Genomic DNA, 26575 nt, shown 5'->3' with positions numbered 1-26575 from the left:
GTATTGAGGATGGTTTGTGTTACTGCAATTTGGCCAGTGCGGCTTCTAGTTTTTCAAACATAGGTGCCAGGTCTTCTTTGCGGCAGGTGCCTACACTCAGGCGGTACCAACTGCTGCTGTTATCGGCACCAAATGCATAAAACGGAACGATGGCCAATCCCGCTTCTTCCAGCAAATATTGTGTTACAGCTGCTTGATTGTCCAGCAGTTTTCCTTCGGTAGTTTTTTTGCCCACCAATGCAAAACGAATGGTGAGGTACAAGGCTGCCTGAGGTGCTACTGCATCTACTGCAAAGCCTTTTGCTTTCAATTGCATCAATCCCTGATAGATATATTCCAAACGATAATGCAAGTCGGCTTTAAACGTCGTTAAGTATGCTTCAATTGCCGCTTCCTGATGCAAAAACCTGGCGGTTGCTTTTTGCTCTGCCATGGGCGCCCATGCGCCGAGGTGGCTGAGGATGGCTTTCATTTTTGCAATAACAGGTGCAGGGCCAAACGACCAACCCACCCGTACACCAGTCGCTGCAAAGCATTTGCTGATGCCATCTACAAAAACGGTGTAATCTTTCATGGCAGGCACCAGGCTTACCGGGTTGTAATGCTGCGTATCGCCATAGGTCAATGTCCAATACATTTGGTCGAACAGCACATACAGTTTCTTTTCGCCGGGACCACGTTTGGCATTTTCAGCCAACACGAGTTCACATATTTTTTCCAACTCCGATTTTACCAAAGTTGTTCCTGTGGGATTTTGTGGCGTACACAAGCACAACAATGCAGCACCGGGAATGTGTGGCGCTACCTGCTCCGCTGTTGGCATAAAGTGGTTTTCAACAGTAGCATCTATCAGGCAATGCTCTGCATTGGTCAGATTGGTGTAGTGATTGTTGTTCCAGCTGGGCACAGCATAAATCACCTTGTCGCCGGCATCTACCAATGTTTTAAAAATGGTATAAATGAGCGGACGACCACCGGATGCAATTTGAATTTCGTTGCTGCCGTAATCGAGGCCGAGTGAACGTTTGTAAAAGCACACACGGCTTCTCTCAAATCGAGTTCTCCATCAGCCAATGGGTAACTGGTAAAACGATTTTTATAGGCCTCAATAATGGCATCTTCCAAACCCTGCGGAATGGGAAACACCTGTGGGTCAAAATCGCCGATGGTAAAGTTGTAAATGGTATCGCCCAGGCGAATGCGTTCCCGAATCATGTTACCCAACTTCACAATTTCACTGCCCTGCATACTTTCGGCCAGTGCACTCAGTTTTACCTGTTCCATGGTAGATGTTGCCTTTTAAATAGCTGCGCAAAAATACAGTGCTCACCTGCCTGTTGCGCTGGCATTTGCAATTACAGACAACATCCAACACTTTGCCGTACGCTGTTCTACACCGTCTATGTTTTTGGGTAAAAGAGAAGAAAGCTGTTTAGTGTTTTTGCTTTTCTGTTGAATGCAGGCGAATGCATAAAAAGCAGGGCATAAAAAAGTGCCGCACTATGGCGACACTTTTTTCTATATGGAATAACGTATGGTTATTTCAAATCATTCAAATCATTGAACAGTTTGATGGGGGTACTTTCTGCCAGCTGTCGATAGTTTTTCCAGGCACCGTTGCTCAACGCATTCACTTTGTCTACCGCTTGCTGTACCATTGCAGCAGCTACTTCCAATGCTTTTTCTTCTTGTGCACCGGGAATGCTGCGTTTGCCCAAAATGAGTTGCTGTGGTTCGCGGAGCTTGGTCATTACAGTTAGCTGGTAAGCAGTGCCATAGCCTTGCTTTTCCTGTCGCTTGCCACTGATAAACTCACGAATGGCTTTGATAGAATCTTGCATGGCCTTGTTGGTTTTGCGCAGGCTGTCGGCTTGCTTGCCTTCTACATCCCGCAGTTGTCCATCCAGCTTTCTGGTGATGTCTTCCATTTCTGTGAGTCGGTCCATAGCGGCAGTCAAACGTTCTGAAGTTTGCCACAAACGCTGCAGCATAACTTTCTGTGCGTTATATACGGCTTCATCAAACTTCACTCGTGGGTCGTACTGCACATTCAGCATGCTGCTATCGGCTACATCGCCCATGCTTACTACGGCTTTGTACATGCCAGGAGCGGCCCGCATACCACCACCGGGTTCGGCAGCACCTTTGCGAGGCTTGGGGCTGCCGGGCTGGCGAATGCCTTTGGTAGTAAAGTTCCAGGTGATGCGGTTGAAACCAGTATCAGCTTTGGCTTTGTAAGTACGGATGGCTTCGTTGGCAGCGTTGTAAATTTTCACCGTTACAGAGTCGTTGCCTTTTGAAGGTTTTGCTTTGTCATTTTTCACAAAGAAATTGATGCTGGCATCGCTACCACGGTTGTCGGCAGCATACAAACCATAAGTGCTGTATTCAATGCCGGGAGGGCCGGTTTCAAATGCCTGATACGCAATGGGGCTTTCGTAAGTGCTCAACTTTTTATCGGCCAGCATGCCTTTGTTAGCAGCAATAGCCCGCAGCGGACGAATGTCATCCAAGATGTACAAGGCACGACCGAAAGTAGCAATTACCAAATCGGCTTCTCTTTCCTGAATAGCCAAATCGTAAGTGCTTACAGAAGGATAGTTGTTGGTAAACTGCTGAAAGCTGTTTCCGTTATCAAAGCTTACCCAGAGGCCATTTTCTGTACCGGCAAACAACAGGTTGGGTTGCACAGGATCTTGCAACACACACAATGCATAGCCTTTCACATTGTTTTTGCCTGCCATCATATTTACCCAAGTTTTACCGTAGTCGGTGCTGCGGAAAATATAGGTACCCATATCGCCACGGCGATAATCGTTGGCTATTACAAATACTTCACCGGCATTGTAGCGGCTAGTGCGTATCTGCGGAATCCATGCGCCTTTAGGCAAACCTTTGATATTGGCCGTTAGATTGGTCCATGTTTTGCCGCCATCACGGGTCAGTTGCAGTTGGCCATCATCGGTACCTACCCACAGTACATCTTTTTCTTTTTAGAAGGCTCAATAGCCACGATGGTGCAATGGTTTTCAGCATTGGTGATGTCGATGGTGAGGCCACCATTTTCATCCTGCTTTTGCTTGGCCGGATCGTTGGTGGTGAGGTCGCCGCTGATGATGGTCCACTGGGCACCTTTGTTGGTGCTCTTGTGCACAAATTGGCTTCCGTAATAAATGGTATTGGCATCAAAAGGATCTTGTGCCAGCGCTGCATTCCAGTTGAAACGGATGCGGGTGTTAGGATCGGGCATCGGTGGACGAATGCTCCAGCGTTCGCCGGTTTGGATGTTCATTCTGCCAAGATTGCCACCCTGGCTCATGCTGTATACCCACTTGCTGTCGCTCGGGTCGGGAGCTACATCAAATCCATCGCCACCACCAACACTTTTCCAGTAGCTATTGCGGATGCCACCATCTGCCCACACATACGCAGGGCCATGCCAGCTACCGTTATCCTGCAGGCCACCCATTACGTTGTACGGTATTTCATTGTCTACATTGATGTGGTAAAACTGACCGAGGGGCAATTTTTCATCAAACTGCCAGCTGCGGCCACGGTCGCGGCTGATGGCAATGCCACCATCGTTGCCGTTGATGATAAAAGAAGGATCTTTTGGATGAATCCACCAGGCATGGTGGTCGGGGTGTACGCCATCGTAAGGAATGATGATGCGGAAAGATTTACCACCATCATCACTTTGTGCAATCATCTGGTAGATATTGTACAAACGGTTTTCGTTTTGTGGATCTACCATGATGTCTTGAAAATAAAAAGGACGGTTGGTTACCCATTGTGGATCGCTGTTGACCAGTGTCCATTTCATGCCGCCATCTTCGCTGCGGTAGAGGCCGTTTTTGGTTGCTTCTACCATAGCATATATCACATCAGGATCGCTGGGGGCAATGGCAATACCAATGCGACCGGTGGTGTCGGGCAAGCCTTCTGCTTTGCCGAGTTTCTTCCAGTTTTTACCACCATCCCAGGTGCTGTAAAAACCGCTGCCTTTGCCACCACTAAAAAAGCTCCATGGTGTACGGTTGTGTTGCCACATACATACCAGCAGTTTATTGGGGTTGCTGGGGTCCATCACCATATCGGCTACGCCGGTGCTGTCGTTGGTATGCAAAATGAGTTTCCAGGTATCGCCGCCGTCGGTGGTTTTGTACACGCCACGTTCGGGGTGTGCAGCAAAAGGATTGCCGATAGCACCGGCATACACCGTATTGGGATCTGTTGGGTCGATGATAATGCGGTGGATGTTCATGGTTTTTTGCAAGCCCATGAGTTTCCAGCTTTTACCACCGTCAAGGCTCTTGTAAATGCCTTCGCCCAGGCTCACACTGTTGCGTGGATTGCCTTCGCCGGTGCCTACCCAAATCACATTCGGGTTGCTTTGCTGAATGGCAATGGCACCAATGTTTTGTGTAGGCTGCTCGTCAAAAATGGGCGTCCAGCTGGCACCACCGTTGGTGGTTTTCCAAACGCCGCCGCTGGCAGCACCAATGTAAATGATGTCGGGGTTGCTGTGTACTGCATCGATGGCAGTAACACGGCCACTCATACCGGCTGGCCCAATGTTGCGGGCTTTCAGGTTTTTAAAATCTGTAGCAAGATTCACCATTTGGGCTTGTGCAGCTTGCAGCAACAAGAGCATGAGGCAGGCCCATAGCAGTTTTTTCATCCGTATACCTTTTTTGATTATTAATAAGAAGCTGGGAAGCATAGAATCCTTCGATATATGCCGGTATAAATATGCGGCTAAAAAATTTGACCACAGATATTTCAACTTAGAAGGTGTGTGAACACAATCCTGTTGTAAATTTGTAACAACTAAAATTATTTGTATATGAGAAAGTGTTCTTTGTTGATAGCTGGATTACTCGCAGCATTTGTTGGGTTTGCCCAACCACAGATCTACCTCAATGGTTTTGCTGGTTACAGCTTCGATGAAAGCGTATATGTGGAAGGATATTCCGGTAAAATAAAGGGTGGTATGCACTATGGGGGCTCTGTTGAATTGGCCATTCCCAGAGCCAGTACCCGGTTTAATGAACGTACGGTAGAAATTACCTATCAAACGATGAGTACAGAAATGCGGGGCTACTTATTGTTGGCACCAAAAACATATGACATCAATATTCATTACCTCACTTTGGGCGGCAATAATTATTTTGGGCAAAACAGAAAGGCCATGGCTTTTGGCGGTGCCGCCATTGGCGCAGTTTGGTCTACCAATAAAAACAACAGCCAGTCGGTTACCAAGTTTGCTTTTAATGTAAAAGGGGGAGGCCGGTTTATGCTGGCTGATAACGTTGGACTCAAATTGTATGCACAGCTCAATAGTGCGGTTGGCGGTATAGGTGGTGGTTTTTATTTTGGCACAGGTGGCACTGGTGCAGGCATCAGCACTTACTCTACGTTTTTGCAATTTGGGTTGGGCGGAGGTTTGACCATTGGGTTGGGCGGCAGCAAACCATCTACTCGCAAATAACTCGGAGAAAAAAATAAAAGCGGGCCTGCAACTAAATAGCTGCAGGCCCTTTTGTTATACCCTATTCACTCTTTTTAAAAGGTAAAGCGGACGGCTACGCCCAGCCAGTCTACGCTGTTGTAGTTGGCACCAATAAAGGTGACCGACGGTTGCCAGTCGAGGCTGATGTTGATAGGAGCACCATTGAATTTGTAATCGAGACCAATCACTCCATCCAAACCGGCAGCCGCACGGCCGCTGGGGTTGAAACGATTGCGGTATTCATCGTCCCAAAAATCTACGTGGGCACCACCGCCCACATACCACTGCAAGCCACGGGCTCCTTTTATATCATCATGCCACTCGTACAGGCCGGTGGCCCGGAAGCCATCCCGCCAGAAATAGGCCAGGCCTTCAATGGCAGCATTGCTTTTTACAAAGTGTTTTACAGTGACAGCTGTGGGTGAAAATTTGAAACCCAAAGCGGTTTTGTACGTGCTGCCGGTGGCTTGGGCGCCGGCGGTGTGAGCCAATCCTACTAATGCAGCAGCTACTAAAAGTTGTTTTACGTTCATACTTGCGTTTACCAACCATGCTAAAAAAATCAGGCCAGAATGAGAAAAACAGAAAACTGTTTGCAGTTCTTTAACGAAGTGATGGGAGTGGAGGTTGGGAAGGTTGAAAGGTTGGGAGGTTGGAAGGTTCACAAGTTCCAGAGTTCACAGGTTCGAGTGTTTACAGGTTCATGGAGTGACAAGTTCAAGTCTTGTTCCTATTGGTACTAAAACAAAACTTGCTAAGTGATAGCAAAGTCGCTGGCGTACAAATTGATTGTTTTGTATTTCGCTTTGCTCCGTAGGAACAATCTATTTGTAGCAGGTCGGGGCGAATCATTCAATCTGTTTTGCTCCATAGGAGCAACCTGTTTGTAGCAGTTATCAATGAATCAAATTGTGCTTTGCTCCATAGGAGCAATCTGTTTTTAGCAACGAAAACCGCCGCCAATTAATTTGCTCCGTAAGAGCAACTTGATGCATTGGTACAAAAAAGAGGACCCCGAATGGAGTCCTCTTTTGTAAACATAAATAACCAACCGTTATTTAATGCCGTACTTGTGCTTGTAGCGTTCAAACAGTTGCTTGTGCTTATCGTCGAGCACCAGCTGACGACCCTGAATGAAAGCATGTGAAATTTTGCTACTGCGCATGTCGAGGATGTCGCCATCGCTAACCACAATGTTGGCGTCTTTGCCTGCTTCGATTGAACCGGTTCGGTTTTCAATACCCAACACTTTGGCCGCATTGAGAGTAATGGCAGTCAGTGCTTCCTCTTTGCTCATGCCGTAGGCGGCTGCAGTACCCGCATTGAAAGGCAGGTTGCGGCCGCGGTTTTGCGGGTCATCATCGTTGATGCAAAACAGTACACCGGCTTTTTGCAACACCGCTGGTGCAGCATAGGGCTGATCTACGGCATCGTCATCGCTGGTAGGCAGGTTGTGCATTTGGCTCAGGATAACGCTGATGTTGTTTTGCTTCAGCAGGTCGGCAATGCGGTAGGCTTCGCTGGCACCTACGAGCACTACATCAAAGCCAAACTCTTTTACAAAATCAATGGCTACCAGCATTTGGTTTACCTGACTGGCATGTACATACAGCTTTTGCTTTTTCTCAAACAAAGGCTTCACGGCCTCGTATTTCAGATTCTTTTCTGCATGCACCGGTTCGGCATTCCATGCTTTGGCATCGCGGAAAAACTGCTTCACTTTTTCAATGGTTTCCAGTGCCTGTTTTACCGGATCGGTTGGGGCACCACCCATTTGCGCAAAGAAGGCAGCAAAGCGACCACCACCGGGGCGGGCCAGCAAGCTGGGCATGTAAAACTGCATGCCATTGTCGATGGCGTAAGCAGCATCTTCATAGTTCCAGGCATCCAGCTGCACTACGGATGAAATGCCACCCACCACCTGACCTTGTGGTACAACGTTGGCCAGCAAAATGCCGTTGCTGCGCAGGGTGTTGGTTACTTTGCTATCGGCGTTGTATGCAGCAATAGCACGTACTGAGGCGTTGTTATCGCCAATTTCAAAAAAGTCGTTGCTGCCCCGTACACCGCTGCCAATTTCTTGCAAGCCCAGTTGGGTAGCAGGCAAAATAAGACCGGGGTAAATGTGTTTGCCGGTTACATCTATCACTTTGGCATCGCCGGTAGCACTGATGTTTTGCCCTACCTGCTCAATTTTACCGTTGTTGATTTTTACCGTGGCATTTTCTATCACCTGGCCATTGCCCACGTGAACGGTACCGCCCTTCAGCAGCACCACGCCCTTGGCCGCAGGAGCAGGGTACACATTGTCCTGCGCAAAGCCGCTGAACGATGCCAATACTGCGAGGCTAAAAAGTATTTTTTTCATTCTAATTTTTTTAAATGATGTGTTGATCATTTTAAAGCGCTGCTATTAACCACCAGGACACAAAGGCTACACAACAGACACAAAGAATAATTTATCTGGAGCTCTTAGTGCCTTCATAGTGTCTTTGTGGTTCAATACCCTCACTTTATTTCTTCCAATTCATGCTCATCAAATTCCAGCAGGCCCATTTTGTGGCTGTGGTCGCCGCAGGTATGTACAAACTTGTACGATGGCTGTGCGGGAACTACAGGACGACCGGCACCTTTTTCACCCATCATTTTTTTGATGAGGCGGGTCCGTTCTTCCTTCACTTGCTGTTGTACCTGCAGGTCTTTGGCACGGTCGAAGAACACAGTGCCATCAACAATGGTGTACAATGACTTTGCATAAATACTCAGTGGGTTATCGCTCCACAATACGAGGTCAGCATCTTTACCCACTTTGATAGAACCTACACGGTCATCCACATGCAGCATCTTGGCAGGGTTAATGGTCACCATACGCAGTGCTTCTTCTTCTGTCAGGCCACCATACTTTACGGCTTTCGCAGCTTCCTGGTTGAGGCGACGAGCCATTTCAGCATCATCACTATTAATGGCTACGTTGAGACCCACTTTGTTCATGATGTAAGCGTTGTACGGAATGGCATCCTGTACTTCCAGCTTGTACGCCCACCAATCGCTGAAGGTAGAAGCGTTGGCACCATGTGCCTTCATTTTATCAGCTACTTTGTAGCCTTCCAAAATATGGGTGAAGGTGTTTACTTTAAAACCAAACTGTTCGGCAACACGCATGGTGCTTACTATTTCGCTGGCTACATAACTGTGGCAGGTAATGAAACGCTTTTGGTTCATGATTTCTACTAAGGCGTCCAACTCCAGGTCGCGGCGAACTACCATTGGCGTAGCGCCTTTCTTCTTGTTGTTTTCTTCCGCAGCCTTCAGTTGTGCTTCATAGTCTTTAGCACGGGTAAAGGCGTCAATCAACACTTGCTCCACGCCCATACGGGTATCGGGGAAGCGGGTATTGCCGTTGGTTGCGGTGGTACGTTTTACGTTTTCGCCCAGGGCAAACTTGATAAACGGATCCCAGTTTTGGAACATCAATCCCTGATCGTTAGTACCCCAGCGGAGTTTGATAAGCTGGGTTTGACCGCCAATGGTATTGGCACTGCCATGCAAAATATGCGAGGTAGTAACACCACCACTCAGCTGGCGGTAAATGTTGATGTCATCGGGGTCGAGGTTGTCTTTGATGCGAACTTCAGAGGTAACACTCTGACCACCTTCGTTGATGCTGCTTACTGCAATGTGGCTGTGCTCATCAATGATGCCTGCACTCAGGTGCTTGCCGGTACCATCAATTACACGGGCCGATGCATCGCTCAGGTTTTTACCTACGGCAGCAATTTTACCATTCTTCACCAGCACGTCTGTTGCTGTCAGTACACCTTCTTTTTCGCTGGTCCAAACGGTAGCGTTTTTAATGAGGATGGTTTCTTGCTTCGGCATTTCGGTGGCGCCAAAACCAACAAACGGATACATGAGGCTGCCTACTTGTGGTGCGGCTTTTTTGGCTACGCTATCTGCTTTTACTTCGGTGGTTTTGGTACGAACTGCGGTCCACGTCAATGCGTTTCCGTTACTGTCGAGGCCGGTGCCCTGCCATACATCGCCATTGCTTACACCACTCAGGCGAATGGCACTGGCGGGCAATGCTGCAGCGGCGCCACCCATCATCATGCCGGGGCGACCGCCACCCATGCCGGCACGGCGGGTACGGGGCGCAAAACCTATTTTCACCATTTTGCCATCAAAAGAAAACTGCGTGGTCAGTGTGTCTTTTGCAGAAACTTCTGCACTGCTGCTGCTTTTTACATCGAGGGTAAATTGCTGTGCTCCTGATGGGCCATTTACTGTCAATGCATAGCTACCATTGGTGTTGTGCCAGTTGTCGTCTTTTACCACATAGGCATTGCCCTGCACCCAGTTGTGGTGGATGGTCGTTTTTTCGCTAAAGATGGGACCGTTGGTAATCACAAAGTTGGCCAGCTTGCCTGCATCGAGGCTGCCTAGTTTGTCGTAAATACCCAACAGTGATGCAGGAGTTTTGGTCAACGCTTCCATGGCAGCGGTTTCGCTCAGGCCATACTCCATGGCTTTGCGCAGGTTGCTCATAAAGGTGCGTCCGTCACGTACATCACTCATGGTGAGTACGAAAGGAATGCCCGCTTTTTCAATAGCTGCAGGGTTGGTGGGTGCCAGCTCCCAATGCTTCATATCGGCCAGACTTACGTAGCGGGCCGCATTGGGGTCTTCTACATCCTGCGCAGCAGGGTAGTTGAGGCTTACAATGAGCGGCGCTTTGGTAGCAGCCACATCGCTGATGCGCTGGTATTCTTTGCCACTGGCTTTGATGATGTACTGTACACCAAACTCATCGCCAATGCGGTCGGCCCGCATTACATTCCACAAGTCGCCGCCCTGGCTGGGGTCGAATACCTGTGGTAAGTTTTGCTGGTCGTTCCATGCTTTCAGCGTCAGGTTCACGCCTTCTGCTTTGGGGTTGCTTTTGTACCACTGCGCATCCAGATAAGTTTGGCGCAGCAGCGAAATGGTACCCATCAAACTACCGGGGTAGCTTTGGGTGCTGCTGCCTTTGCTGAAAGAATACAGCGCAGCGGCTTTCTCTTTACCAGCACCTGATTGGCACGTACGCTGGCGAGTGTAACCACAGCTCCGGTACCACGGGCAATACCATCGGGTTGATGTGTAAGCACTGTACCAAAGCCGGCATCCCGCAGGCTTTTGGCCTTGGCATCATCGGGTACAAACAGGCTGGCGGCATCTACATCTGCTTTGAGGGCCTGGTTCCAGCCGAAGGCACCTTTCACATTGGTTTCGAGCTGTGCCGGTGCACGAAAGTCGAAACCGCCGCGGCCTTGGGGGCGGGCTGGCATGCCATAATCGCTTTGCAAATCGATGAAAGAAGGATAGATGAACTTGTCCTTACAATCAATCACCACGGCATCTTTCGGAATGCTGATGCCTGCACCCACGGCCACAATCTTACCATCGCGGATGACCATGCTGGCATTGGGAATGGTGGTTTTGGCATCTTTTACAATGGTGGCGTTGGTAAACGCATAGGCACCCGAACCCGGCGTGCTCACACCATTTACCGGGAAGGTAGGTTGGGCCTTTGCCTGTGCCATCAATAGCACAAGGCCTGCCAACCAAAGCTTCATTTTTCTCATAGTGCTTTAGTTTATTTGAAATGGAGGTTAAAAACGGAAAACGGTAAACTACCGCATTTGACGATAATAGTGCCGATAGGCAGCAGGAAAAGGGGAGATTTTTTGTGTTTGAATGTAGTTGCTGCGAGACGGCGCCATAAAATGATTACGCATTGCTATAAATACAACTGCCCCGTTGGAAACAGGGCAGTTGACAATACATGATGATGATGTCGTAATTGTTGAAGTATCCGGCAGCTACTCTTTGATGGGTCTTCCGGCATCCACATCTTTCATAAAACGAATGAGGCCGGTGAAATAGGTTTCCTGATCGTCCCACATGGCGCAGTGGCTGCCATTGGGACAAATGAGGCTGCGGCCATTTTTGACTTGAGTGGCCATCCATTTCATGTGTTCGGGGTCCATGGTATCATGGGTGGCACCAATCACCAATGTGGGTACCGTTATGTTGGGTAAATCCTTGCTGCGGTTCCAGTTGATCAAGCGGCCGGCCACGCCAAACTCACTGGGGCCTTGCATGCACACATAAATATTGGGGTTGAGGTGCTTGAATGCACGGTAAATTGGCTCCGGATTGGGCACTACGCGGCACACATGTTTGTCGTAAAAATTAGGTCCAAGCAACTCCATGTATTTGGGATTGCTGTAATCGCCGTTGGCTTCCAAACCACGAATGGTATCGAGCACTTTGGGATCCATTTGTTCGGCCAATACTTCTTGTGCATACTTTCCATACGCAGGCACATCACTCATCATATTGCTAATGATGAGCCCCTTGATGTGCTGCTGATATTTCAGCGCATACTCCATGGCTAGAATACCGCCCCAGCTGTGGCCGAGCACATAAAAATTACTGCTGTCACAACCCAGCGCTTTGCGTACCTGTTCCACTTCTTCTACAAACCTTTCGGTGGTCCACAGGCTGCTGTCGTTGGGTTGATCGCTGTAATAACTATCGAGTTGGTCGTACTCAATAATCTCGATGCCTTCGGCCGGCATAAAACTTTCAAAGCATTCAAAGACTTCGTGGGTGCCACCAGGGCCGCCGTGCAGCAACAGCAGTTTCATGCGGGGGGTGTTGCCAATGCGTTTGGTCCATACATGGAAGGTTCCCTTTGGTGTTTCGATTGGAATCATTTTGACACCACCTGTTTGAAGGCCGCTATCAGTACGGGCAAAATAAGCTGTTGTAGCGGGCTGATGGTTGCTGCTATTGCAGGCTACCGCCAGCATTGCGATACATAAAAGAAGCCACCCATTTTTCATAAGCGAAGGATTGATTTGTTGTAGTGCACAAATATGTATTCCGTGATGCTTAAAACCAGCTCTTTTTTTGCTTCTGCCACCGAGGCCCAAGGCGCCAAGCAGGCTGCGGGTAATGGTGTTGGCGGCAGTACGCATAGCACTTTTTACAACTGTATTATCGAGTACCTGTTCTATCATGCCGGGTTCTTCTTTGGCTGCTTTTTTCTCTTCCTTTACCTCAGCCTCAGCCTGTGTTTTCTCCGCTGCTTCTTGCAGTTTGGCAGTGAGTATTTCGTAGGCGCTGTGGCTGTCTACTTCCTGGTTGTATTTCTTCACCAGCTTGCTGTTGGCCACCAATGCATTTACTTCAGCTTCGGTAATCACATCCATGCGGCTGCGGGGCGGATTGAGCATTACATGCACCAGTGGTGTAGGAATGCCTTTTTCATTCAACAGTGTAATCAGTGCTTCACCAATACCTACTTGTGTGAGCAGTTCATCGGTTTGGTAAAAATCGCTGAGCGGATAGTTTTCTGCGGTTTGCTTAATGGTTTTGCGGTCGTTGGCGGTAAAAGCACGTAATGCATGCTGCACTTTCATACCGAGCTGGCCGAGAATGCTGGCCGGTACATCCATAGGGTTTTGGGTACAAAAGAAAATGCCGATGCCTTTGGAGCGAATGAGCTTGATGATGGTTTCAATTTGCTGCAACAATGCATCGCTGGCTTCCTGAAAAATGAGGTGCGCTTCATCAATAAACAAAATGAGTTTGGGCTTATCGAGGTCACCTTCTTCGGGGCAGCTGGCATAGAGTTCGGCCAGCATTTGCAGCATAAAAGTGCTGAAGAGTTTGGGCTTGTCTTGCAGGTCCATTACCCGCAAAATATTTACCACGCCACGGCCATCATCGCTGATGCGCATCAGGTCTTCTACTTCAAAACTTCTTTCACCAAAAAAATGGGTAGCACCCTGCTGCTCCAGTTCAATCACTTTGCGCAAAATGGTACCGGTACTGGTGGTAGAAATTTTGCCGTATTCTTTTTCGAGTTCGGCCTTGCCTTCTTCGGCGGCGTATTGCAGGAGCTTTTTAAAATCTTTCAAATCGAGCAAAGGCAGTTGCTGGTCATCGCTGTATTTAAACAGCATGGCCACCAGTCCGGCCTGTGTATCGTTGAGTCCTAAAATTTTGCTGAGCAGCACGGGGCCAAATTCACTTACAGTAGCCCGAAGCCTTACGCCCGGCTGGTTTTCGCCCAGGGCCAGCAGTTCGCTGGGGTAGCCCGTAGGCGTGTACGTTATGTCGAGCAATTTGCTGCGGTCTTCAATTTTGGCATTGCTGGTACCGGCAGCGGCAATGCCACTCAGGTCGCCTTTGATGTCCATCACCAGCACGGGTATGCTGGCATCGCTGAGCAGTTCGCTGATCACTTGCAAGGTTTTGGTTTTACCGGTGCCCGTGGCACCAGCAATGAGGCCATGGCGGTTCATGGTTTTGAGCGGCAGGTACACATCGGCACCCGGCACCACCTGGCCCTGAAACATGGCCCGGCCAATTTTTACTTTTTCACCTTTGAATGTATAGCCGGCCTGAACGGCCTCAAGAAATTGTGTAGCGTCTGCCATAGAATGTGGTTTGAAGTAAAGATAGCAGAAATGCCTGCGCAGCAAAGCGGCACTGCCCGGCAAATTCAGCAAAGTAATTGCTGGTATTGGCTGTATTTTTGAGCGGAACATTTATAGCCATTACCATGAGTATTTTCAGCAAAATCATCGCCGGAGAAATTCCTTCTTTCAAGATTGCAGAGAACGATAGGTTCTACGCTTTCCTCGATATTTTTCCAGCCACAGAAGGACATACTTTGGTAGTGCCAAAGATTGAAGTCGACAAACTGTTTGACTTACCCGATGATTACCTGGAAGGCTACCTCAGTTTTTGTAAACCCATTGCGCAAGCCATTCAACAAGTAACGGGTTGCAACCGCGTCAACATTGTTACTATTGGTTTTGAAGTACCGCATGCACACATTCATCTCGTACCCATGAATGGCATGCAGGACGCCGACATCCTCACCAAAAAAATTAAGCCTACGATGGAAGAACTGAAGGCGACACAGGAAAAAATATTGGCAGCGATACCCGCCTAAATCCCTGTCTGACGACTGGCAGGCTCCCTAAAGGGAGGACTTCAAAATGGCTTTAATGTAAAGGGGTTACACTTAGAATTCAGCGTAGTTTTTTCTGCAATCCTGTTCTCCTTGTTCTTGATTTTCTTAAGGATGAATTTGATTGACTTACAATTTCTATTTTCCCTTCTTCAACCCTCCCTTTAGGGAGGTTGGAGGGTTAGGTAATTTGCCAGCACTTACCCGCTCAGGATTTTTCTTTAGAAAATCTTCCCAGCCCTTGCTTTTGTTGGTAAGCCCGGCGAGTGGCGATTGCTGCTGATAATGATGGCAAACCGCTACGGCCAATGCATCTGATGCATCGAAGCCCTTGGGTTTTTCAGTGAGTTGCAGCAGGCGTTGCAGCATGCCCCACACCTGTTCTTTTTCTGCATTGCCATTTCCGGTCACCACCATTTTTACTTTTTTGGGTGAGTACTCCGTTACGGCCAGGTTGTGCTGCATGGCGCAGGCAATGGCCACACCTTGTGCACGGCCCAGCTTCAGCATACTCTGCACGTTTTTGCCAAAGAAGGGGGCTTCAATAGCAAAGTGATGCGGCTGAAATTGCCGGATCACTTCGTCCATGGTTTTGTAAATGCGTTGCAGGCGTTCAAACACATCGTGCTCCCAACTCATGTTAAGGGTGCCCATGTGCAGCATCTCAATTTTTTGGCCGGTGCAGCGTATCACTGAGTAACCCATCACCACTGTGCCGGGGTCTACACCGAGTATAACGGTAGATGAAGGGATGATTTTTGCGTAGCCATAAAAAAGAAATGCTGAAATGCCGTTGTGCCAGCTGTTGTGTTTGTATCAACGGTCAATCGAAAGTAAACAGTATTTTGCAGGCACAAAAAAGCGGCATCCTTTGCAATCGGTTTCTCATCTCAAAAAATGGCTCAATTACGTTGCAGGTCCGCTGTTGTTTATCGCCATTGCATTTTCTATTTACAAACAGTTGTCTTCGCAGCAAGATCCGGCGCAGCATTGGCAGCAACTTGTACAAAACATACGAGAGCATGGCACGGTTCCACTCATCTGTATTGTGTTGCTCATGCTGCTCAACTGGAGCATTGAAGCACTCAAGTGGCAGCAACTAGTGAACCACCTGATGCCCATTGGTTGGTGGAAAGCCTTGCTGGGCGTATTGGCCGGCGTTTCATTTACCATGCTTACGCCCAACCGCATGGGCGAATTTTTGGGTCGGGTATTGTACCTGCCCGATGGCAGCCGCATGAAAGCTGCTACTCTTACGGCCATGAGCAGCATGAGCCAACTCATCATCACCATGACGGCAGGTATGATAGGCATTGTTTATTGGTACAGCAGTAATGTGCTACCTGCAGATGGCGAACAACTGCTGATGCGGGTATTGTTCTTTGGTACGTTGCTGGCTTGTATAGCGGTACAGTTGTTGTACTTCAACGCCGGCTGGATGGTACGTTGGATGGAGAAGTGGCCAGCCGCTATGAAGTATGCACCCATTGTGCATGCGGTTGGTGAAATACATCGCTTCGAACTATTGAAAATACTGGGCCTGGCAGCATTGCGCTACATTGTTTTTTTAGTGCAATACGTGCTGGTATTTATGGCGCTGCAATTGCCCATCTATTGGTTGGATGCCATTGCCGCCACTTCAATCTTGTTTTTGATATTGGCTGTGGTGCCCAGCATATCACTCGCAGAGTTGGGCATTCGGGGTAAAGTAAGCTTGTTGGTATTTGGCTGGTATTGCCAGCAGGAGGTAGGCATTTTACTGGCGGCAGCCGTTATTTGGTTTATTAACATTATTTTACCCGCATTGGCGGGAAGTTTGATTTTGCTGGGCGTTAAACTGTTTGGTAAAACCACATTCGAAAAGGCATGAAGAAATTGTTGATAGCAGGGATATTGTTGCTGGCATTTGCACCCAAAGCCAGTACGGAAGGGGCTTGCAATACCAAGAACAAGGCCTTTAAGCACGGTGAAAAAGTCGTATTCCATGTGTATTATACACTGGCTGGCATTTGGGTACATGCTGGTAATGTATCTTTTACGGCTACCCTCAGTACACTCAACAATAAGCCTGCCTATCATGTAGTGGCCGATGGCAGTACCCTCAGCAAGCTACGATTGGATATACCGGGTACGTGACCGCTATGAAACCTACATAGATACAGCTTCGTTATTGCCACAAAAATTCATTCGCAATGTAGATGAAGGGGGCTATAAGATTTACGAGAACGTTACTTTTTACCACGATAAAAAAACAGCCGTCACCAACAAAGGTGTTTTTGCTATTCCATCTTGTGCACAGGATGTACTGAGTGAAGTGTACCTGGCCCGCAACATGGATTTCAATAGCCTGAAGCCCGGTGAAATGTTGCCCTTCGATTTGTTTTTAGACAACAAAGTGTACAACATGTATGTACGCTATATGGGTAAGGAAGTAATTAAAACCCGCTACGGAAAATTTCGTTGCATCAAGTTTAAGCCGCTGCTGCTGAAGGGTAGCATTTTTGAAGGGGGCGAAAAAATGACCGTGTGGGTAACCGATGATGCCAACCGCTTGCCGGTACGCATTGAATCGCCCATTACAGTCGGCAGCATCAAGGTAGACATGATGAGCTACTACAACCTGCGCTACCCGTTGACATCATTAATAGATATCCGTTAGTTTTTTAAGCGTTGAGCAATTCCTGCAGCGTACCCGTTTTATCGGCACGGATGCCTTTTTCTGTACGTACCAATGTGCAGCATTCTACGCTGGGGTCGTGTTCAAAATAGAGGATATAATTGTTGTCCACCGCTTCTTCCAGAAAACGTTTTTTCTCTTGCAGCGTAATGAGCGGAAACATATCGTACGCCATTACATACGGCAGTGGAAGGTGTACCGGTGAAGGCAGCAGGTCGGCCATGTACACCACGGTTTTACCACCAACGTTGATTTGTGGTAGCATCATGGCATCGGTGTGGCCAAATGCAAAGCGAACACTGATGCCGGGCACATCATCAAAAGGAACGGTGCCATCTTCCACCACAGGTACAAATCGGAGTTTGCCGCTGGTTTCGATGGGTAAAATATTTTCTTTCAGGAAAGAAGCTTTTTCGCGGTCATTGGGTTGCGTGGCCCAGCGCCAGTGGCGTTCGTTGCTCCACAGCGTAGCATTGGGAAAAGCCGTTTGCAAAGCATCTCCATGGCGTACAATGGTACCACCGCAATGATCGAAATGCAGGTGCGTATGAAAAACGTCTGTAATGTCTGATGCGTTATAGCCCAACTGTTGCAGGCTGTTGTGCAATGTGTCATTTCCGTTGAGGTAGTAATGCCCGAAGAATTTGGCATCCTGTTTCTCGCCAATGCCGGTATCTACCAAAATGCGCCGGTCGCCGGTATCTATCAGCAGGCAACGCATGGCCCAGTTGCACAGGTTATTGTCATCGGGCGGATTGAGTTTTTGCCACATTACTTTGGGCACTACGCCAAACATGGCGCCGCCATCGAGTTTGAAATATCCGGTGTTGATGGTAAATAATTTCATAGCCTGTAAACGCTTTGGTACTACAAAAATCAGACAGCTGCCTGTGCTTGTTTGTGCTTGACCTGGGCTGAATACAGCCAGACAAATCCAATCACAAAAAACACGATGAGCGAAAGTACGGAGTACTTCATGCCGAGGCGTTCATCGATGTAGCCAAAAGCAAATAAGCCTAAGACAATTGCAATTTTTTCGCTGAAATCGTAGTAGGTGAAATAAGAAGCCGTGTCTTTTGTTTCGGGCATCAGCTTGCTGTAGGTACTGCGGCTGAGTGATTGAATGCCGCCCATTACCAAACCCACAGCAATGGCCAATCCGTAGAAAGGCATTTCAGCACTGCCACCATTTTCTTTGTACTGCACGGTGACAAAGGCTGCTACACAAATCACCATCCAAAAAAGGATGACACCCATTAGCACTACCAGGTTGCCGTGGCGGGCACTGAGGCGGCTCATGAGTATAGCGCCAACAATGGCTACCAGCTGAATGAGTACCACCGTAATGATGAGATTGGTATCGGGCAGGCCCAGCACTTTACTGCCAAATTGAGTGGCCGCCAGCATCACGGTTTGTACGCCCATGCTGTAAAAGAAGAAGCCCCGCAAAAAGCGTTTCAGCACGGGCATGTGTTTTACTTCATTGAATACTTTACCAATTTCTTTGAAGCCATCAGTGAATACATTCACTTTTTTCGATTCCCCTTTTTCTACGGCTGGTAAACCACGGAAAGTAATTTGTGCAAAGCCAAACCACCAAATGCCGGTAAGCAGAAATGTGATTTTTGTGGCATCGCCTGCATCACTCATGGTGAGTACCAACGCAAAGCCAATCAATTGCAACAATACTGAGCCAATGTAGCCCATGCTGTAGCCCTTGGCGCTGATGCGGTCACGGTCTTCGGGGGCGGCTATCTCGGGCAGGTAGGCGTTGTAAAACACCAGACTGCCGGCATAACCCATGGCACCCATAATGAGGCCAACAATGCCAATCCACAACGGGTTGCCATGAAAGAAATACAAGGAAGAACAACCTACAGCACCCATGTAGCAAAAGAAGCGGAGGAAGTTTTTCTTATTGCCCCGGGTATCGGCAATGGAAGTAAGAATGGGATAGCTGATGGCCACCAGAAAATAGGCCGCGGCCAGACAATAGTCATAGAGGCTGCTGTTGCGAAAACTCATGCCCAAAAAAGGCACCGACTCGCCATTGTCCCACTCGGGCCGCTTGGTAACGGCTAAAAAGTAAATGGGAAAAAACGTGGTGGTAATAACGAGGTTGTATACACTGTTGGCCCAGTCGTACATGGCCCAGGCGTTCACTACTTTTTTTGGAGCTGTTTGCATGCGGTGGCAGGTTTAGCAGCGGAAAAAATAGGACTTTTTTTGAATGCGACAACAAGTAGTAAAATGTCTGCAGTAAAGATGTTCGGGATTGGTTGATAGTTGGTGGATGGTAGTTGATAGGAATGCAGTTAAGACGGATGCATGCTATCGCTTCAATACATGCGTCGAAAAGCATATACACGCATTGCCGATGTTAGTACAGTTTACTACTAGCAACTATCAACCATCAACCACCAACTATTTCAGATAGCCACTCCACAGCAGCACCAGCAATACGATGCCGGCTACAATGCGGTACCAGCCAAACAGGCGAAAGCCATGCTTTTGCAAAAAGCCAATAAAGAATTTGATGGCCAGCATAGCCACAATAAACGCTACCACATTGCCCAGCACAAATGCCTGTACGTTTTGACTGCTGCTCAATATGATGTCGTAGCCTTTTACGGCCACGCCGTTTTCTTCCCAGTTTTTTAAAAACAATGAATAGCCCGTAGCGGCTGCCATGGTAGGTACGGCCAGAAAGAAAGAAAATTCGGCCGCCAAACTGCGGGTAAGTTTTTGCTGCATACCACCAATGATGCTGGCTGCACTGCGGCTTACACCGGGTATCATGGCCAGGCATTGCCACAAGCCAATGATGAAGGCCTTGCCAAAACTGATTTGTTCTTCTTCTTTAATCTTGGGTGTTTTAAATGCCTTGTCAATCACAATCAGCACCACGCCACCCAGCAGCAGCGCAATGGCTACAGTGAGCGGGCTTTCGAGCAGCGCATCAATTTTTTCGGAAAACAATTTGCCCAGCAGCAACGCCGGAATAACGGCCACGACCAACTTGGCATAAAACTGCCAATGCTTTACGTCGATGAATCTTTTCCAGTACAGCACCAATACACTCAGAATGGCGCCCAGCTGTATGGCTACGGTAAATATTTTGGTGAAGTTGGTGCTCTCCACACCCAACATACGTTCGGCAATAATCATGTGGCCGGTGCTGCTCACAGGCAGGTATTCGGTCAGGCCTTCTACAATGGCAATAATGATGGCTTGTAATGCGTCCATGCGGCAAGTGTAAATAAAAAAGGAACCGCTGAGGGTTCCTTCCAAAGTGGTTCCGAAAAATTATTTTTTGAAGATGGCGTACACTTCTACTACCAGGCCCAGCAAAATAAGGATGGGTGCTACGGTGATGCGCAGGGTGCTGTACACTTCTTTGTCGTTGAAAATAGTAGGGTCGGCGCTTTTGCCACCGGCCATTACCAGCATGCCGGCTGCAATAATCACCCCACCCAGCAACATGAGCAGAAAGTTCTTTTTGCCAAAAAGCGGGGTGTGGTCTACCACACTGTGTTGCTTGTTATCTTTTTTAGTAGACATGCGTTCAAATGTTAGAGGGGCAAAGTAAAGGAAAACAGGGAAAGTTGACGAGATAGCAAGTTTACGAGTTTACGAGTTGACGTGTTCACATGTTCAATCAGCGGAAATGGTATTCACTATCAACCACCAACCATCATCTTTCAACTATGCTAATACAAATCATCCAACTTCATCTTCAGGTATTTTACCACGCTGCGGTGGGTGCTGAAGAGGCTGATGGCCACGCCCAATACGAGCAGGCTCAGCGCCAGCAACAGCAGCAGGCCGGTATCGTGTACGGCCTTCAGTTCGGGTACCCATCCTTCGAGGGTCACCAGTATAAGGCCGCACACCACAATGGCAATGCCGCCGGCAATGCTGCCGTTGATGATGGCCCGTATGTTGAGCGGCCGGGCAATAAAGCCACGGGTGGCGCCAACCATTTGCATGGTTTTAATGAGGAAACGGTTGCTAAACATGGCCAGGCGAATGGTATTGTCGATGAGGACGATCACCACCACGGCCAGCACCAAGGCTACGGCCAGCAGGGCAAAACCAATTTTCGACAAGATGGTCATATTGCCCACCACATTTTGCGGGTACTTAATATCGGTTACGTAAGGGCTGGCCTTAAAAATGCCTTCAATTTTTTTGAGGGTATCGGCCACCACATACTGGCTTTTCAGGTTCATTTCAATACTGCGGGGCAAAATATTGGTATCAATAAACTGCGTAAAATCTTCGTTGCCCATGGCCTGCCACTCTTTCATGGCCGTGGTTTTGTCTTTGTAGGTGTAGGCTTTAATGTAGGGCAGGGCCTTTACCTGTGCTACCAGTGCATCTTTTTCGGCGTCGGTAGTGGTTTCGCGGAGAAACACCTGCACGGGTACACTTTCGCGGAAATAATCGGCCAGCTTAGTATAGTTGATGCCAATCCAGCCCAGTACACCCATCAAAATCAAAACCAACGATACACCTACAATAGCCATGGCGTATGATGTGCGGCCTTTGCGGGTACCCATTTTCCCTACTTGAGACATAAGCGTTTGTTGTATGTGGAGTTAGTAATGCCGAAGCAAAGTTTCAGCCTTGTGAACCGGACAAAAATAACGGAATAAGCCTTTCCTTATTTTTGCGCTCCTGTTTTAAACGTTTGCGGCCGGGCACTATTGCCCTGCCATAGAAAAGATGGAAAGCCAATAACAGGCTTTTAACAGGAACCGCCCATGCGAAAAACCAACCACGCAGCAACTGCTGCCGACAGCGGATTTCTCCATGCACACATTTTTTTGAAACCATAACCCCAAGGGTGTTACTCATGGAATACAACTTCAACGCCATTGAAAAAAAATGGCAACAGCAGTGGAATGATACCAAAGCGTATCAGGTGCCCAACAACAGCAGCAAGCCCAAGTATTATGTGCTCGATATGTTTCCGTACCCCAGCGGTGCCGGCCTGCATGTGGGCCATCCGCTCGGCTACATTGCCAGCGATATTTTCAGCCGCTACAAACGCCTGAAAGGCTTCAATGTGCTACACCCCATGGGCTACGATGCTTTTGGCCTGCCTGCTGAGCAGTATGCGCTGGAGCATGGCGTACACCCTGCTGTGAGCACCGCCCAAAACATCAACAACTTTCGGGCACAGCTCGATAAGATTGGTTTTTGCTACGACTGGGACCGTGAGGTAAACACCAGCAAGCCGGAGTATTACAAATGGACGCAGAAGATTTTTCTGGATTTGTACAATAGCTATTTCTGCAATACACAACAAAAAGCAAGGCCAATAGCCGAACTGATTGCGAAATACGAAACCAGTGGCAGCAAACATTTTACCGCTGCTGAGTGGCAAGCTTTTTCTGCAGCCGAAAAAGAAGAATGGCTCATGAAACGCCGCCTGGCATTTTCTGCCTACGGCGAAGTAAACTGGTGCGAAGCCTTGGGCACCGTGCTGGCCAACGATGAAGTGGTGAATGGCGTAAGCGAACGTGGCGGGCACCCGGTGATTAAAAAGAAAATGCGCCAATGGTATTTGCGCATTACGGCCTATGCCGACAGATTGCTGGAAGGTCTCAACCGGGTAGACTTTAGCGATAGCATGAAAGAAATGCAACGCAACTGGATTGGTCGCAGCGAAGGCGCTGAAATCGATTTTGCCATTAAAGGATTGGACCAAAAACTGAAAGTGTACACCACCCGGCCCGATACCATTTTCGGGGTTGATTTTATGGTGATAGCACCCGAGTTGGAATTGGTGAACCAAATAAAATCGGCCGAACAAGCCGAAGCGGTAGACAACTACGTGGCCTATGTAAAAAGCCGCAGCGACCGTGAACGCCAGGCGGAAGTGAAACAAATAACGGGATGTTTTACGGGTGGCTATGCTATTAATCCGTTTAACGGCGTTGAAATTCCCATTTACATAGCGGAGTATGTATTGGCTGGCTATGGCACAGGTGCAATTATGGCGGTGCCCTGCGGCGACGAACGTGATTTTAAATTTGCGCAGCATTTCAATATTCCCATCACCAATATTATTGGCCAGCATTTTAATGGTCAGGAAGCCAACCCCACCAAAGATGCCGTGCTGGAAAACAGTGGCTTTCTCACGGGCTTGCTCATGAAAGATGCCATTGCCGTGGCCAACGATAAACTGGAAGAACTGGGCATAGGCAAGCGAAAAGTAAATTACAAAATGCGTGACGCCGGCTTTAGCCGCCAGCGCTACTGGGGCGAGCCATTCCCTATTTTGTGGAATGACGGCGTACCCACTGCCATGCCCGAAACGGCATTGCCACTCACCTTGCCACATGTAGAAAAATATGGTCCCGGTCCCGAAGGCGAAGGCCCGCTGGCCAACATTGCCGAATGGGTAAATACACCGGAGGGCAAACGCGAAACCTCAACCATGCCCGGCTACGCAGGTTCATCGTGGTATTTTTTGCGCTACATGGATCCACACAACGAGGCTGAATTTTGCAACCGTTCCGTAAGTGATTACTGGAATCAGGTAGACTTGTATGTAGGCGGCACCGAGCATGCCGTTGGCCACTTGCTGTACAGCCGTATGTGGACCAAAGTGCTGTACGACCTCGGGTATATTGGTTTTGATGAACCGTTTAAAAAGTTGCTGAATCAGGGGATGATTCAGGGTAGTTCGAGGTTTGTGTATCGCATTAATGGTACTAACAAATTTGTGTCGAAAGGATTGCTGGATGCGAATGAAGAATACAAAGGACAAAAGATCGATAAAATTCATGCGGATGTAAACTTCGTAGACGGCTACGAACTCGACATCGAAGCGTTCAAGAAATGGCGCAATGGGGAATACGCCAATGCTGAATTTATTTTGGAAGATGGCAGCTTGTATTCCCCCACCGGGGGCCAGGGGGCTTACATCTGCGGTGCAGAAGTAGAAAAAATGTCGAAGAGCAAGTTCAACACCGTGAACCCCGACGACCTCGTACAAAAGTTTGGTGCCGATACCTTCCGCATGTACGAAATGTTCCTCGGTCCGGTGGAAGTAAGCAAGCCATGGGATACCAAAGGCATCGAAGGCGTACACCGCTTTTTGAAAAAACTGTGGCGCCTGTATTTTGATGAAGTGAAAGGCCTGCAGGTAACACAAGATGCACCCACCGCCGATGAGCTGAAAGTGCTGCACAAAACCATTAAGAAAGTAGAAGAAGACATTGAACGCTTCAGCTTCAACACGGTGGTAAGTGCCTTGATGGTATGTGTAAATGAACTCAACGATTTGAAATGCCGCAAGGCTGCCATACTGGAGCCACTGGCTATTTTGCTGGCACCCTATGCGCCACACATGGCTGCAGAACTCTATAGTGCGTTAGGCCACACCGACAGTGTGCTGGATGCGGCATTCCCGGAATTCAATCCGGCACATGTGCTGGAGAGCACCAAGGAATATCCGGTGAGTGTAAATGGTAAACTGCGCACCACCCTTATGCTGCCCGCCGATGCCGATCAGGCAGCAGCCGAAGCCGCCACTCTCGCCAACGAAGTGGTACAAAAATGGCTCGAAGGCAAAACGCCCAAGAAGTTCATTTTTGTAAAGGGCAGGATGATTAATGTGGTGATTTAAACGCCATGGTTCGTAGCACACGAATCAGTATAAAAAAATAGAAACGCCGGCTACTGCAAAGTGACCGGCGTTTTTTTTCTGCAATGATTCTTGCTTCGCGGCCATACTTATAGAGACACGAATCGGTGCGGAAGGGGAGCAATATTTTTTTCATCCACCATCATCCAAACTGCATCCGGCTCTCGTACATGCCTGCAAACAAAACGCACAACATGTACCGTACCCTTTTATCCATTACGGCAGGGGCAATGCTGTCTGTATTGCTCACCGCCTGCGAAAAGAAAGACATGGGCAACCAGCCCAAAGGCCCCGATGTGGAAGTAGTGGCCCTCACCAGTGCCAATACCTTGGTCACGTTCAATGCCTCTATGCCGTCCAAAATTGATGCCACCGTTATGGTGACGCAATTGGCGGAAGGTGAAAAATTGCTGAGCATCGATTTTAGGCCAGCCACCGGCGAATTGTATGGCCTGGGTAGCAGCAGTCGCATTTATGTCATCAACCGCGACAATGGAAAGGCCCGTGCCATTGGCAGCGCCAGCTTTACACCGGCTATCAGTAGCAACATGACTGCTATTGATTTTAACCCCACAGTGGACCGCATTCGCCTGGTAGGCAGCACTGGGCAAAACCTGCGCCTGCATCCCGAAACCGGCGTGGTAGTAGCTACTGATGGTATCATTAATGGTGCATCGGCCAGCATTGGCGCCATTGGTTATACCAATGCTATGGCTGGTGCAGCCAGCACTGTGCTGTATGACATTGATGTAAAAAATGGGATGCTGTACAAGCAAGACCCACCCAACAATGGTACACTGGTTGCAGTGGGAAGTTTGGGCTTCAGCAGCAGCATGATGAGTGGTTTTGATATAGCTGCTGGTACTAATACCGCCATTGCTACCGTAGCCGATGGCATGAGCAGCAATCTGTACACCGTTGATTTAATGACGGGTAAGGCCAGCAGCATTGGTAAGCTGTCTGCAGCAGTGGTAGACATTGCCATACCCACCATGCCTGTAGCGTATGCAGTTACTGCCAGCAATCAATTACACATTTTCAATCCCAACCAACCGGCCAGTACCGTAGCCAAAGACATTACGGGTTTGCAAGCCATGGAAAAAATGCTGGGCATTGATTTCCGCCCGGCAAATGGTCAACTCTACGGACTGGGAAGCAGCGGCAGGCTGTATGCTTTCAACCTGGCTACCGGTGCCGCTACACAAGTGGGCAGCAGTTTTGGCACTGCACTCCTCGGCAGCGATTTTGGTTTTGACTTCAACCCTACGGTCGACCGCATTCGTGTGGTGAGCAACCTCGGTCAAAACCTGCGCATCAACCCTAACGATGGAGCTGTAGTAGCCGTAGATGGACTGTTGAATCCTGGAAGTCCCGCTGTGAGTGCCGCTGCTTACACCAACAATTTTGCGGGTACCAGCAGTACTGAGCTGTACGTGATAGATCATGTAGCCGGCAAATTGTACTTGCAAAATCCGCCCAACAATGGCACGCTGGAATTAAAAGCCAGCCTGTCTGTTGGCTTCTCTGCTGCCAATGGTTTTGATATTGGCAGCCGCTCCAACGAAGCATGGGCTATCTACAGCAGTGCCAGTGGCAACATGCTGGTAAAAATAAATCTCAAAGACGGCAGCACCAGCAGTCCAAAAGCATTTGCCCACGCAGCCACGGGCTTCGCTATTGGTACTGGTTTTTAAT

General features: G+C 48.6%; 23 protein-coding genes. 7 read left to right on the top strand and 16 right to left on the bottom strand.

The annotated features are described in order from the left end of the window. Window positions 1-19 precede the first annotated feature (19 nt). The 4 genes from GLV81_RS15885 to GLV81_RS19580 all read right to left on the bottom strand — a co-directional run bounded on the left by GLV81_RS15885 (window position 20) and on the right by GLV81_RS19580 (window position 4681). Window positions 20-1039: a pyridoxal phosphate-dependent aminotransferase gene (locus GLV81_RS15885; RefSeq protein WP_246186071.1), complete on the bottom strand. Its 1020-nt coding sequence runs from the start codon at window positions 1037-1039 to the stop codon at window positions 20-22. Then, window positions 934-1284, bottom strand: a complete 351-nt coding sequence (locus GLV81_RS20690; RefSeq protein WP_246186070.1) for a pyridoxal phosphate-dependent aminotransferase family protein — start codon at window positions 1282-1284, stop codon at window positions 934-936. Before GLV81_RS20690 ends, GLV81_RS15885 begins: the two co-directional genes overlap by 106 nt. Window positions 1285-1538: 254 nt before the next feature. Continuing rightward, window positions 1539-2891 carry a WD40/YVTN/BNR-like repeat-containing protein gene (locus GLV81_RS19585; RefSeq protein ID WP_197428574.1) on the bottom strand — a complete coding sequence of 451 codons (1353 nt, stop codon included), beginning with the start codon at window positions 2889-2891 and terminating at the stop codon, window positions 1539-1541. A gap of 77 nt (window positions 2892-2968) precedes the next feature. Beyond that, a complete protein-coding gene (locus tag GLV81_RS19580; RefSeq protein WP_197428567.1) occupies window positions 2969-4681 on the bottom strand; it encodes a WD40/YVTN/BNR-like repeat-containing protein in 1713 nt (570 codons plus the stop codon). Window positions 4682-4846: 165 nt separating this feature from the next. On the opposite strand from GLV81_RS19580, the gene GLV81_RS15875 reads away from it, so the two are divergent. Continuing rightward, window positions 4847-5491, top strand: coding sequence for a hypothetical protein (locus GLV81_RS15875; protein ID WP_157479741.1), 645 nt, complete (start codon window positions 4847-4849; stop codon window positions 5489-5491). A 74-nt stretch (window positions 5492-5565) separates the two neighbouring features. Here GLV81_RS15875 and GLV81_RS15870 read toward each other — a convergent pair whose 3' ends face one another. The 5 genes from GLV81_RS15870 to GLV81_RS20680 all read right to left on the bottom strand — a co-directional run bounded on the left by GLV81_RS15870 (window position 5566) and on the right by GLV81_RS20680 (window position 14004). Next, the gene (locus GLV81_RS15870) at window positions 5566-6045 is read right to left on the bottom strand and encodes a hypothetical protein (RefSeq protein ID WP_157479740.1); all 480 of its coding nucleotides are present in this window, start codon (window positions 6043-6045) and stop codon (window positions 5566-5568) included. Between the two features lie 521 nt (window positions 6046-6566). Beyond that, complete coding sequence (locus tag GLV81_RS15865) at window positions 6567-7880, bottom strand: amidohydrolase family protein (protein ID WP_157479739.1); 1314 nt, start codon at window positions 7878-7880, stop codon at window positions 6567-6569. Between the two features lie 140 nt (window positions 7881-8020). Continuing rightward, complete coding sequence (locus GLV81_RS15860; RefSeq protein WP_246186069.1) at window positions 8021-10504, bottom strand: amidohydrolase family protein; 2484 nt, start codon at window positions 10502-10504, stop codon at window positions 8021-8023. Beyond that, a complete protein-coding gene (locus GLV81_RS20685; RefSeq protein ID WP_246186068.1) occupies window positions 10504-11136 on the bottom strand; it encodes a hypothetical protein in 633 nt (210 codons plus the stop codon). Before GLV81_RS20685 ends, GLV81_RS15860 begins: the two co-directional genes overlap by 1 nt. A gap of 237 nt (window positions 11137-11373) precedes the next feature. Then, window positions 11374-14004 (bottom strand): proline iminopeptidase-family hydrolase, encoded by a 2631-nt coding sequence (locus GLV81_RS20680; RefSeq protein ID WP_246186067.1) that lies wholly within the window; start codon window positions 14002-14004, stop codon window positions 11374-11376. Window positions 14005-14090: 86 nt separating this feature from the next. Between GLV81_RS20680 and GLV81_RS15850 the strand changes: the two genes are divergently transcribed. Then, complete coding sequence (locus tag GLV81_RS15850; protein ID WP_343030573.1) at window positions 14091-14525, top strand: HIT family protein; 435 nt, start codon at window positions 14091-14093, stop codon at window positions 14523-14525. A 156-nt stretch (window positions 14526-14681) separates the two neighbouring features. Here the strand turns inward: GLV81_RS15850 and ruvC are convergent, their stop codons facing one another. Next, on the bottom strand, window positions 14682-15278 hold the full coding sequence (gene ruvC / locus GLV81_RS15845) for a crossover junction endodeoxyribonuclease RuvC (protein ID WP_281350837.1): 597 nt from the start codon (window positions 15276-15278) through the stop codon (window positions 14682-14684). A gap of 136 nt (window positions 15279-15414) precedes the next feature. On the opposite strand from ruvC, the gene GLV81_RS15840 reads away from it, so the two are divergent. From GLV81_RS15840 to GLV81_RS15835, 3 genes are read left to right on the top strand one after another with little or no spacing between them, the layout of a single operon-like run. Further along, a complete protein-coding gene (locus GLV81_RS15840; protein WP_197428565.1) occupies window positions 15415-16413 on the top strand; it encodes a lysylphosphatidylglycerol synthase domain-containing protein in 999 nt (332 codons plus the stop codon). Next, window positions 16410-16679 (top strand): DUF3108 domain-containing protein, encoded by a 270-nt coding sequence (locus tag GLV81_RS20675; protein ID WP_246186065.1) that lies wholly within the window; start codon window positions 16410-16412, stop codon window positions 16677-16679. Before GLV81_RS15840 ends, GLV81_RS20675 begins: the two co-directional genes overlap by 4 nt. Continuing rightward, window positions 16633-17202 carry a DUF3108 domain-containing protein gene (locus GLV81_RS15835; protein WP_246186064.1) on the top strand — a complete coding sequence of 190 codons (570 nt, stop codon included), beginning with the start codon at window positions 16633-16635 and terminating at the stop codon, window positions 17200-17202. Before GLV81_RS20675 ends, GLV81_RS15835 begins: the two co-directional genes overlap by 47 nt. Before the next feature lie 4 nt (window positions 17203-17206). Here GLV81_RS15835 and GLV81_RS15830 read toward each other — a convergent pair whose 3' ends face one another. From GLV81_RS15830 to GLV81_RS15805, 6 genes are all read right to left on the bottom strand, one after another. Beyond that, window positions 17207-18067, bottom strand: a complete 861-nt coding sequence (locus GLV81_RS15830; RefSeq protein ID WP_157479736.1) for an MBL fold metallo-hydrolase — start codon at window positions 18065-18067, stop codon at window positions 17207-17209. A gap of 29 nt (window positions 18068-18096) precedes the next feature. Beyond that, entirely contained in the window at window positions 18097-19407 is a 1311-nt protein-coding gene (locus GLV81_RS15825) for an MFS transporter (RefSeq protein WP_157479735.1), read from the bottom strand. A gap of 237 nt (window positions 19408-19644) precedes the next feature. Continuing rightward, window positions 19645-20466: an undecaprenyl-diphosphate phosphatase gene (locus GLV81_RS15820; RefSeq protein ID WP_157479734.1), complete on the bottom strand. Its 822-nt coding sequence runs from the start codon at window positions 20464-20466 to the stop codon at window positions 19645-19647. Window positions 20467-20526: 60 nt separating this feature from the next. Further along, window positions 20527-20781, bottom strand: coding sequence for a DUF3098 domain-containing protein (locus GLV81_RS15815; protein ID WP_157479733.1), 255 nt, complete (start codon window positions 20779-20781; stop codon window positions 20527-20529). A gap of 149 nt (window positions 20782-20930) precedes the next feature. Further along, a complete protein-coding gene (locus GLV81_RS15810) occupies window positions 20931-21800 on the bottom strand; it encodes a cell division protein FtsX (protein WP_157479732.1) in 870 nt (289 codons plus the stop codon). Window positions 21801-21843: 43 nt separating this feature from the next. Beyond that, complete coding sequence (locus tag GLV81_RS15805) at window positions 21844-22080, bottom strand: hypothetical protein (protein WP_157479731.1); 237 nt, start codon at window positions 22078-22080, stop codon at window positions 21844-21846. Here GLV81_RS15805 and GLV81_RS15800 point away from each other — a divergent pair. Together GLV81_RS15800 and GLV81_RS15795 are read left to right on the top strand one after the other, a co-directional pair. Beyond that, the gene (locus GLV81_RS15800) at window positions 22079-24862 is read left to right on the top strand and encodes a leucine--tRNA ligase (protein WP_157480779.1); all 2784 of its coding nucleotides are present in this window, start codon (window positions 22079-22081) and stop codon (window positions 24860-24862) included. The two genes, GLV81_RS15805 and GLV81_RS15800, sit on opposite strands and share 2 nt — an antisense overlap. 212 nt (window positions 24863-25074) lie before the next feature. After that, window positions 25075-26574, top strand: a complete 1500-nt coding sequence (locus tag GLV81_RS15795) for a DUF4394 domain-containing protein (protein ID WP_197428553.1) — start codon at window positions 25075-25077, stop codon at window positions 26572-26574. The last annotated feature ends 1 nt before the right edge of the window (window position 26575 follow it).

The sequence above is a fragment of the Phnomibacter ginsenosidimutans genome (genome assembly GCF_009740285.1).
In the GTDB taxonomy this organism is placed as follows: Bacteria; Bacteroidota; Bacteroidia; order Chitinophagales; family Chitinophagaceae; genus Phnomibacter; species Phnomibacter ginsenosidimutans.
Note: the sequence above shows the minus strand (reverse complement) of the source record. Positions and strands in the feature narration are given on the sequence as shown.

What these genes read in the sequence shown, in the direction of transcription:
- GLV81_RS20690 (WP_246186070.1), bottom strand. Translation starts at nt 1,284, where the DNA reads ATGGAACAGGTAAAACTGAGTGCACTGGCCGAAAGTATGCAGGGCAGT.
- GLV81_RS19580 (WP_197428567.1), bottom strand. Translation starts at nt 4,681, where the DNA reads ATGAAAAAACTGCTATGGGCCTGCCTCATGCTCTTGTTGCTGCAAGCT.
- GLV81_RS15875 (WP_157479741.1), top strand. Translation starts at nt 4,847, where the DNA reads ATGAGAAAGTGTTCTTTGTTGATAGCTGGATTACTCGCAGCATTTGTT.
- GLV81_RS15870 (WP_157479740.1), bottom strand. Translation starts at nt 6,045, where the DNA reads ATGAACGTAAAACAACTTTTAGTAGCTGCTGCATTAGTAGGATTGGCT.
- GLV81_RS15865 (WP_157479739.1), bottom strand. Translation starts at nt 7,880, where the DNA reads ATGAAAAAAATACTTTTTAGCCTCGCAGTATTGGCATCGTTCAGCGGC.
- GLV81_RS15860 (WP_246186069.1), bottom strand. Translation starts at nt 10,504, where the DNA reads ATGGGTACCATTTCGCTGCTGCGCCAAACTTATCTGGATGCGCAGTGG.
- GLV81_RS20685 (WP_246186068.1), bottom strand. Translation starts at nt 11,136, where the DNA reads ATGAGAAAAATGAAGCTTTGGTTGGCAGGCCTTGTGCTATTGATGGCA.
- GLV81_RS20680 (WP_246186067.1), bottom strand. Translation starts at nt 14,004, where the DNA reads ATGGCAGACGCTACACAATTTCTTGAGGCCGTTCAGGCCGGCTATACA.
- GLV81_RS20675 (WP_246186065.1), top strand. Translation starts at nt 16,410, where the DNA reads ATGAAGAAATTGTTGATAGCAGGGATATTGTTGCTGGCATTTGCACCC.
- GLV81_RS15835 (WP_246186064.1), top strand. Translation starts at nt 16,633, where the DNA reads ATGGCAGTACCCTCAGCAAGCTACGATTGGATATACCGGGTACGTGAC.
- GLV81_RS15830 (WP_157479736.1), bottom strand. Translation starts at nt 18,067, where the DNA reads ATGAAATTATTTACCATCAACACCGGATATTTCAAACTCGATGGCGGC.
- GLV81_RS15825 (WP_157479735.1), bottom strand. Translation starts at nt 19,407, where the DNA reads ATGCAAACAGCTCCAAAAAAAGTAGTGAACGCCTGGGCCATGTACGAC.
- GLV81_RS15820 (WP_157479734.1), bottom strand. Translation starts at nt 20,466, where the DNA reads ATGGACGCATTACAAGCCATCATTATTGCCATTGTAGAAGGCCTGACC.
- GLV81_RS15815 (WP_157479733.1), bottom strand. Translation starts at nt 20,781, where the DNA reads ATGTCTACTAAAAAAGATAACAAGCAACACAGTGTGGTAGACCACACC.
- GLV81_RS15810 (WP_157479732.1), bottom strand. Translation starts at nt 21,800, where the DNA reads ATGTCTCAAGTAGGGAAAATGGGTACCCGCAAAGGCCGCACATCATAC.
- GLV81_RS15800 (WP_157480779.1), top strand. Translation starts at nt 22,079, where the DNA reads ATGGAATACAACTTCAACGCCATTGAAAAAAAATGGCAACAGCAGTGG.
- GLV81_RS15805 (WP_157479731.1), bottom strand. Translation starts at nt 22,080, where the DNA reads ATGAGTAACACCCTTGGGGTTATGGTTTCAAAAAAATGTGTGCATGGA.
- GLV81_RS15795 (WP_197428553.1), top strand. Translation starts at nt 25,075, where the DNA reads ATGTACCGTACCCTTTTATCCATTACGGCAGGGGCAATGCTGTCTGTA.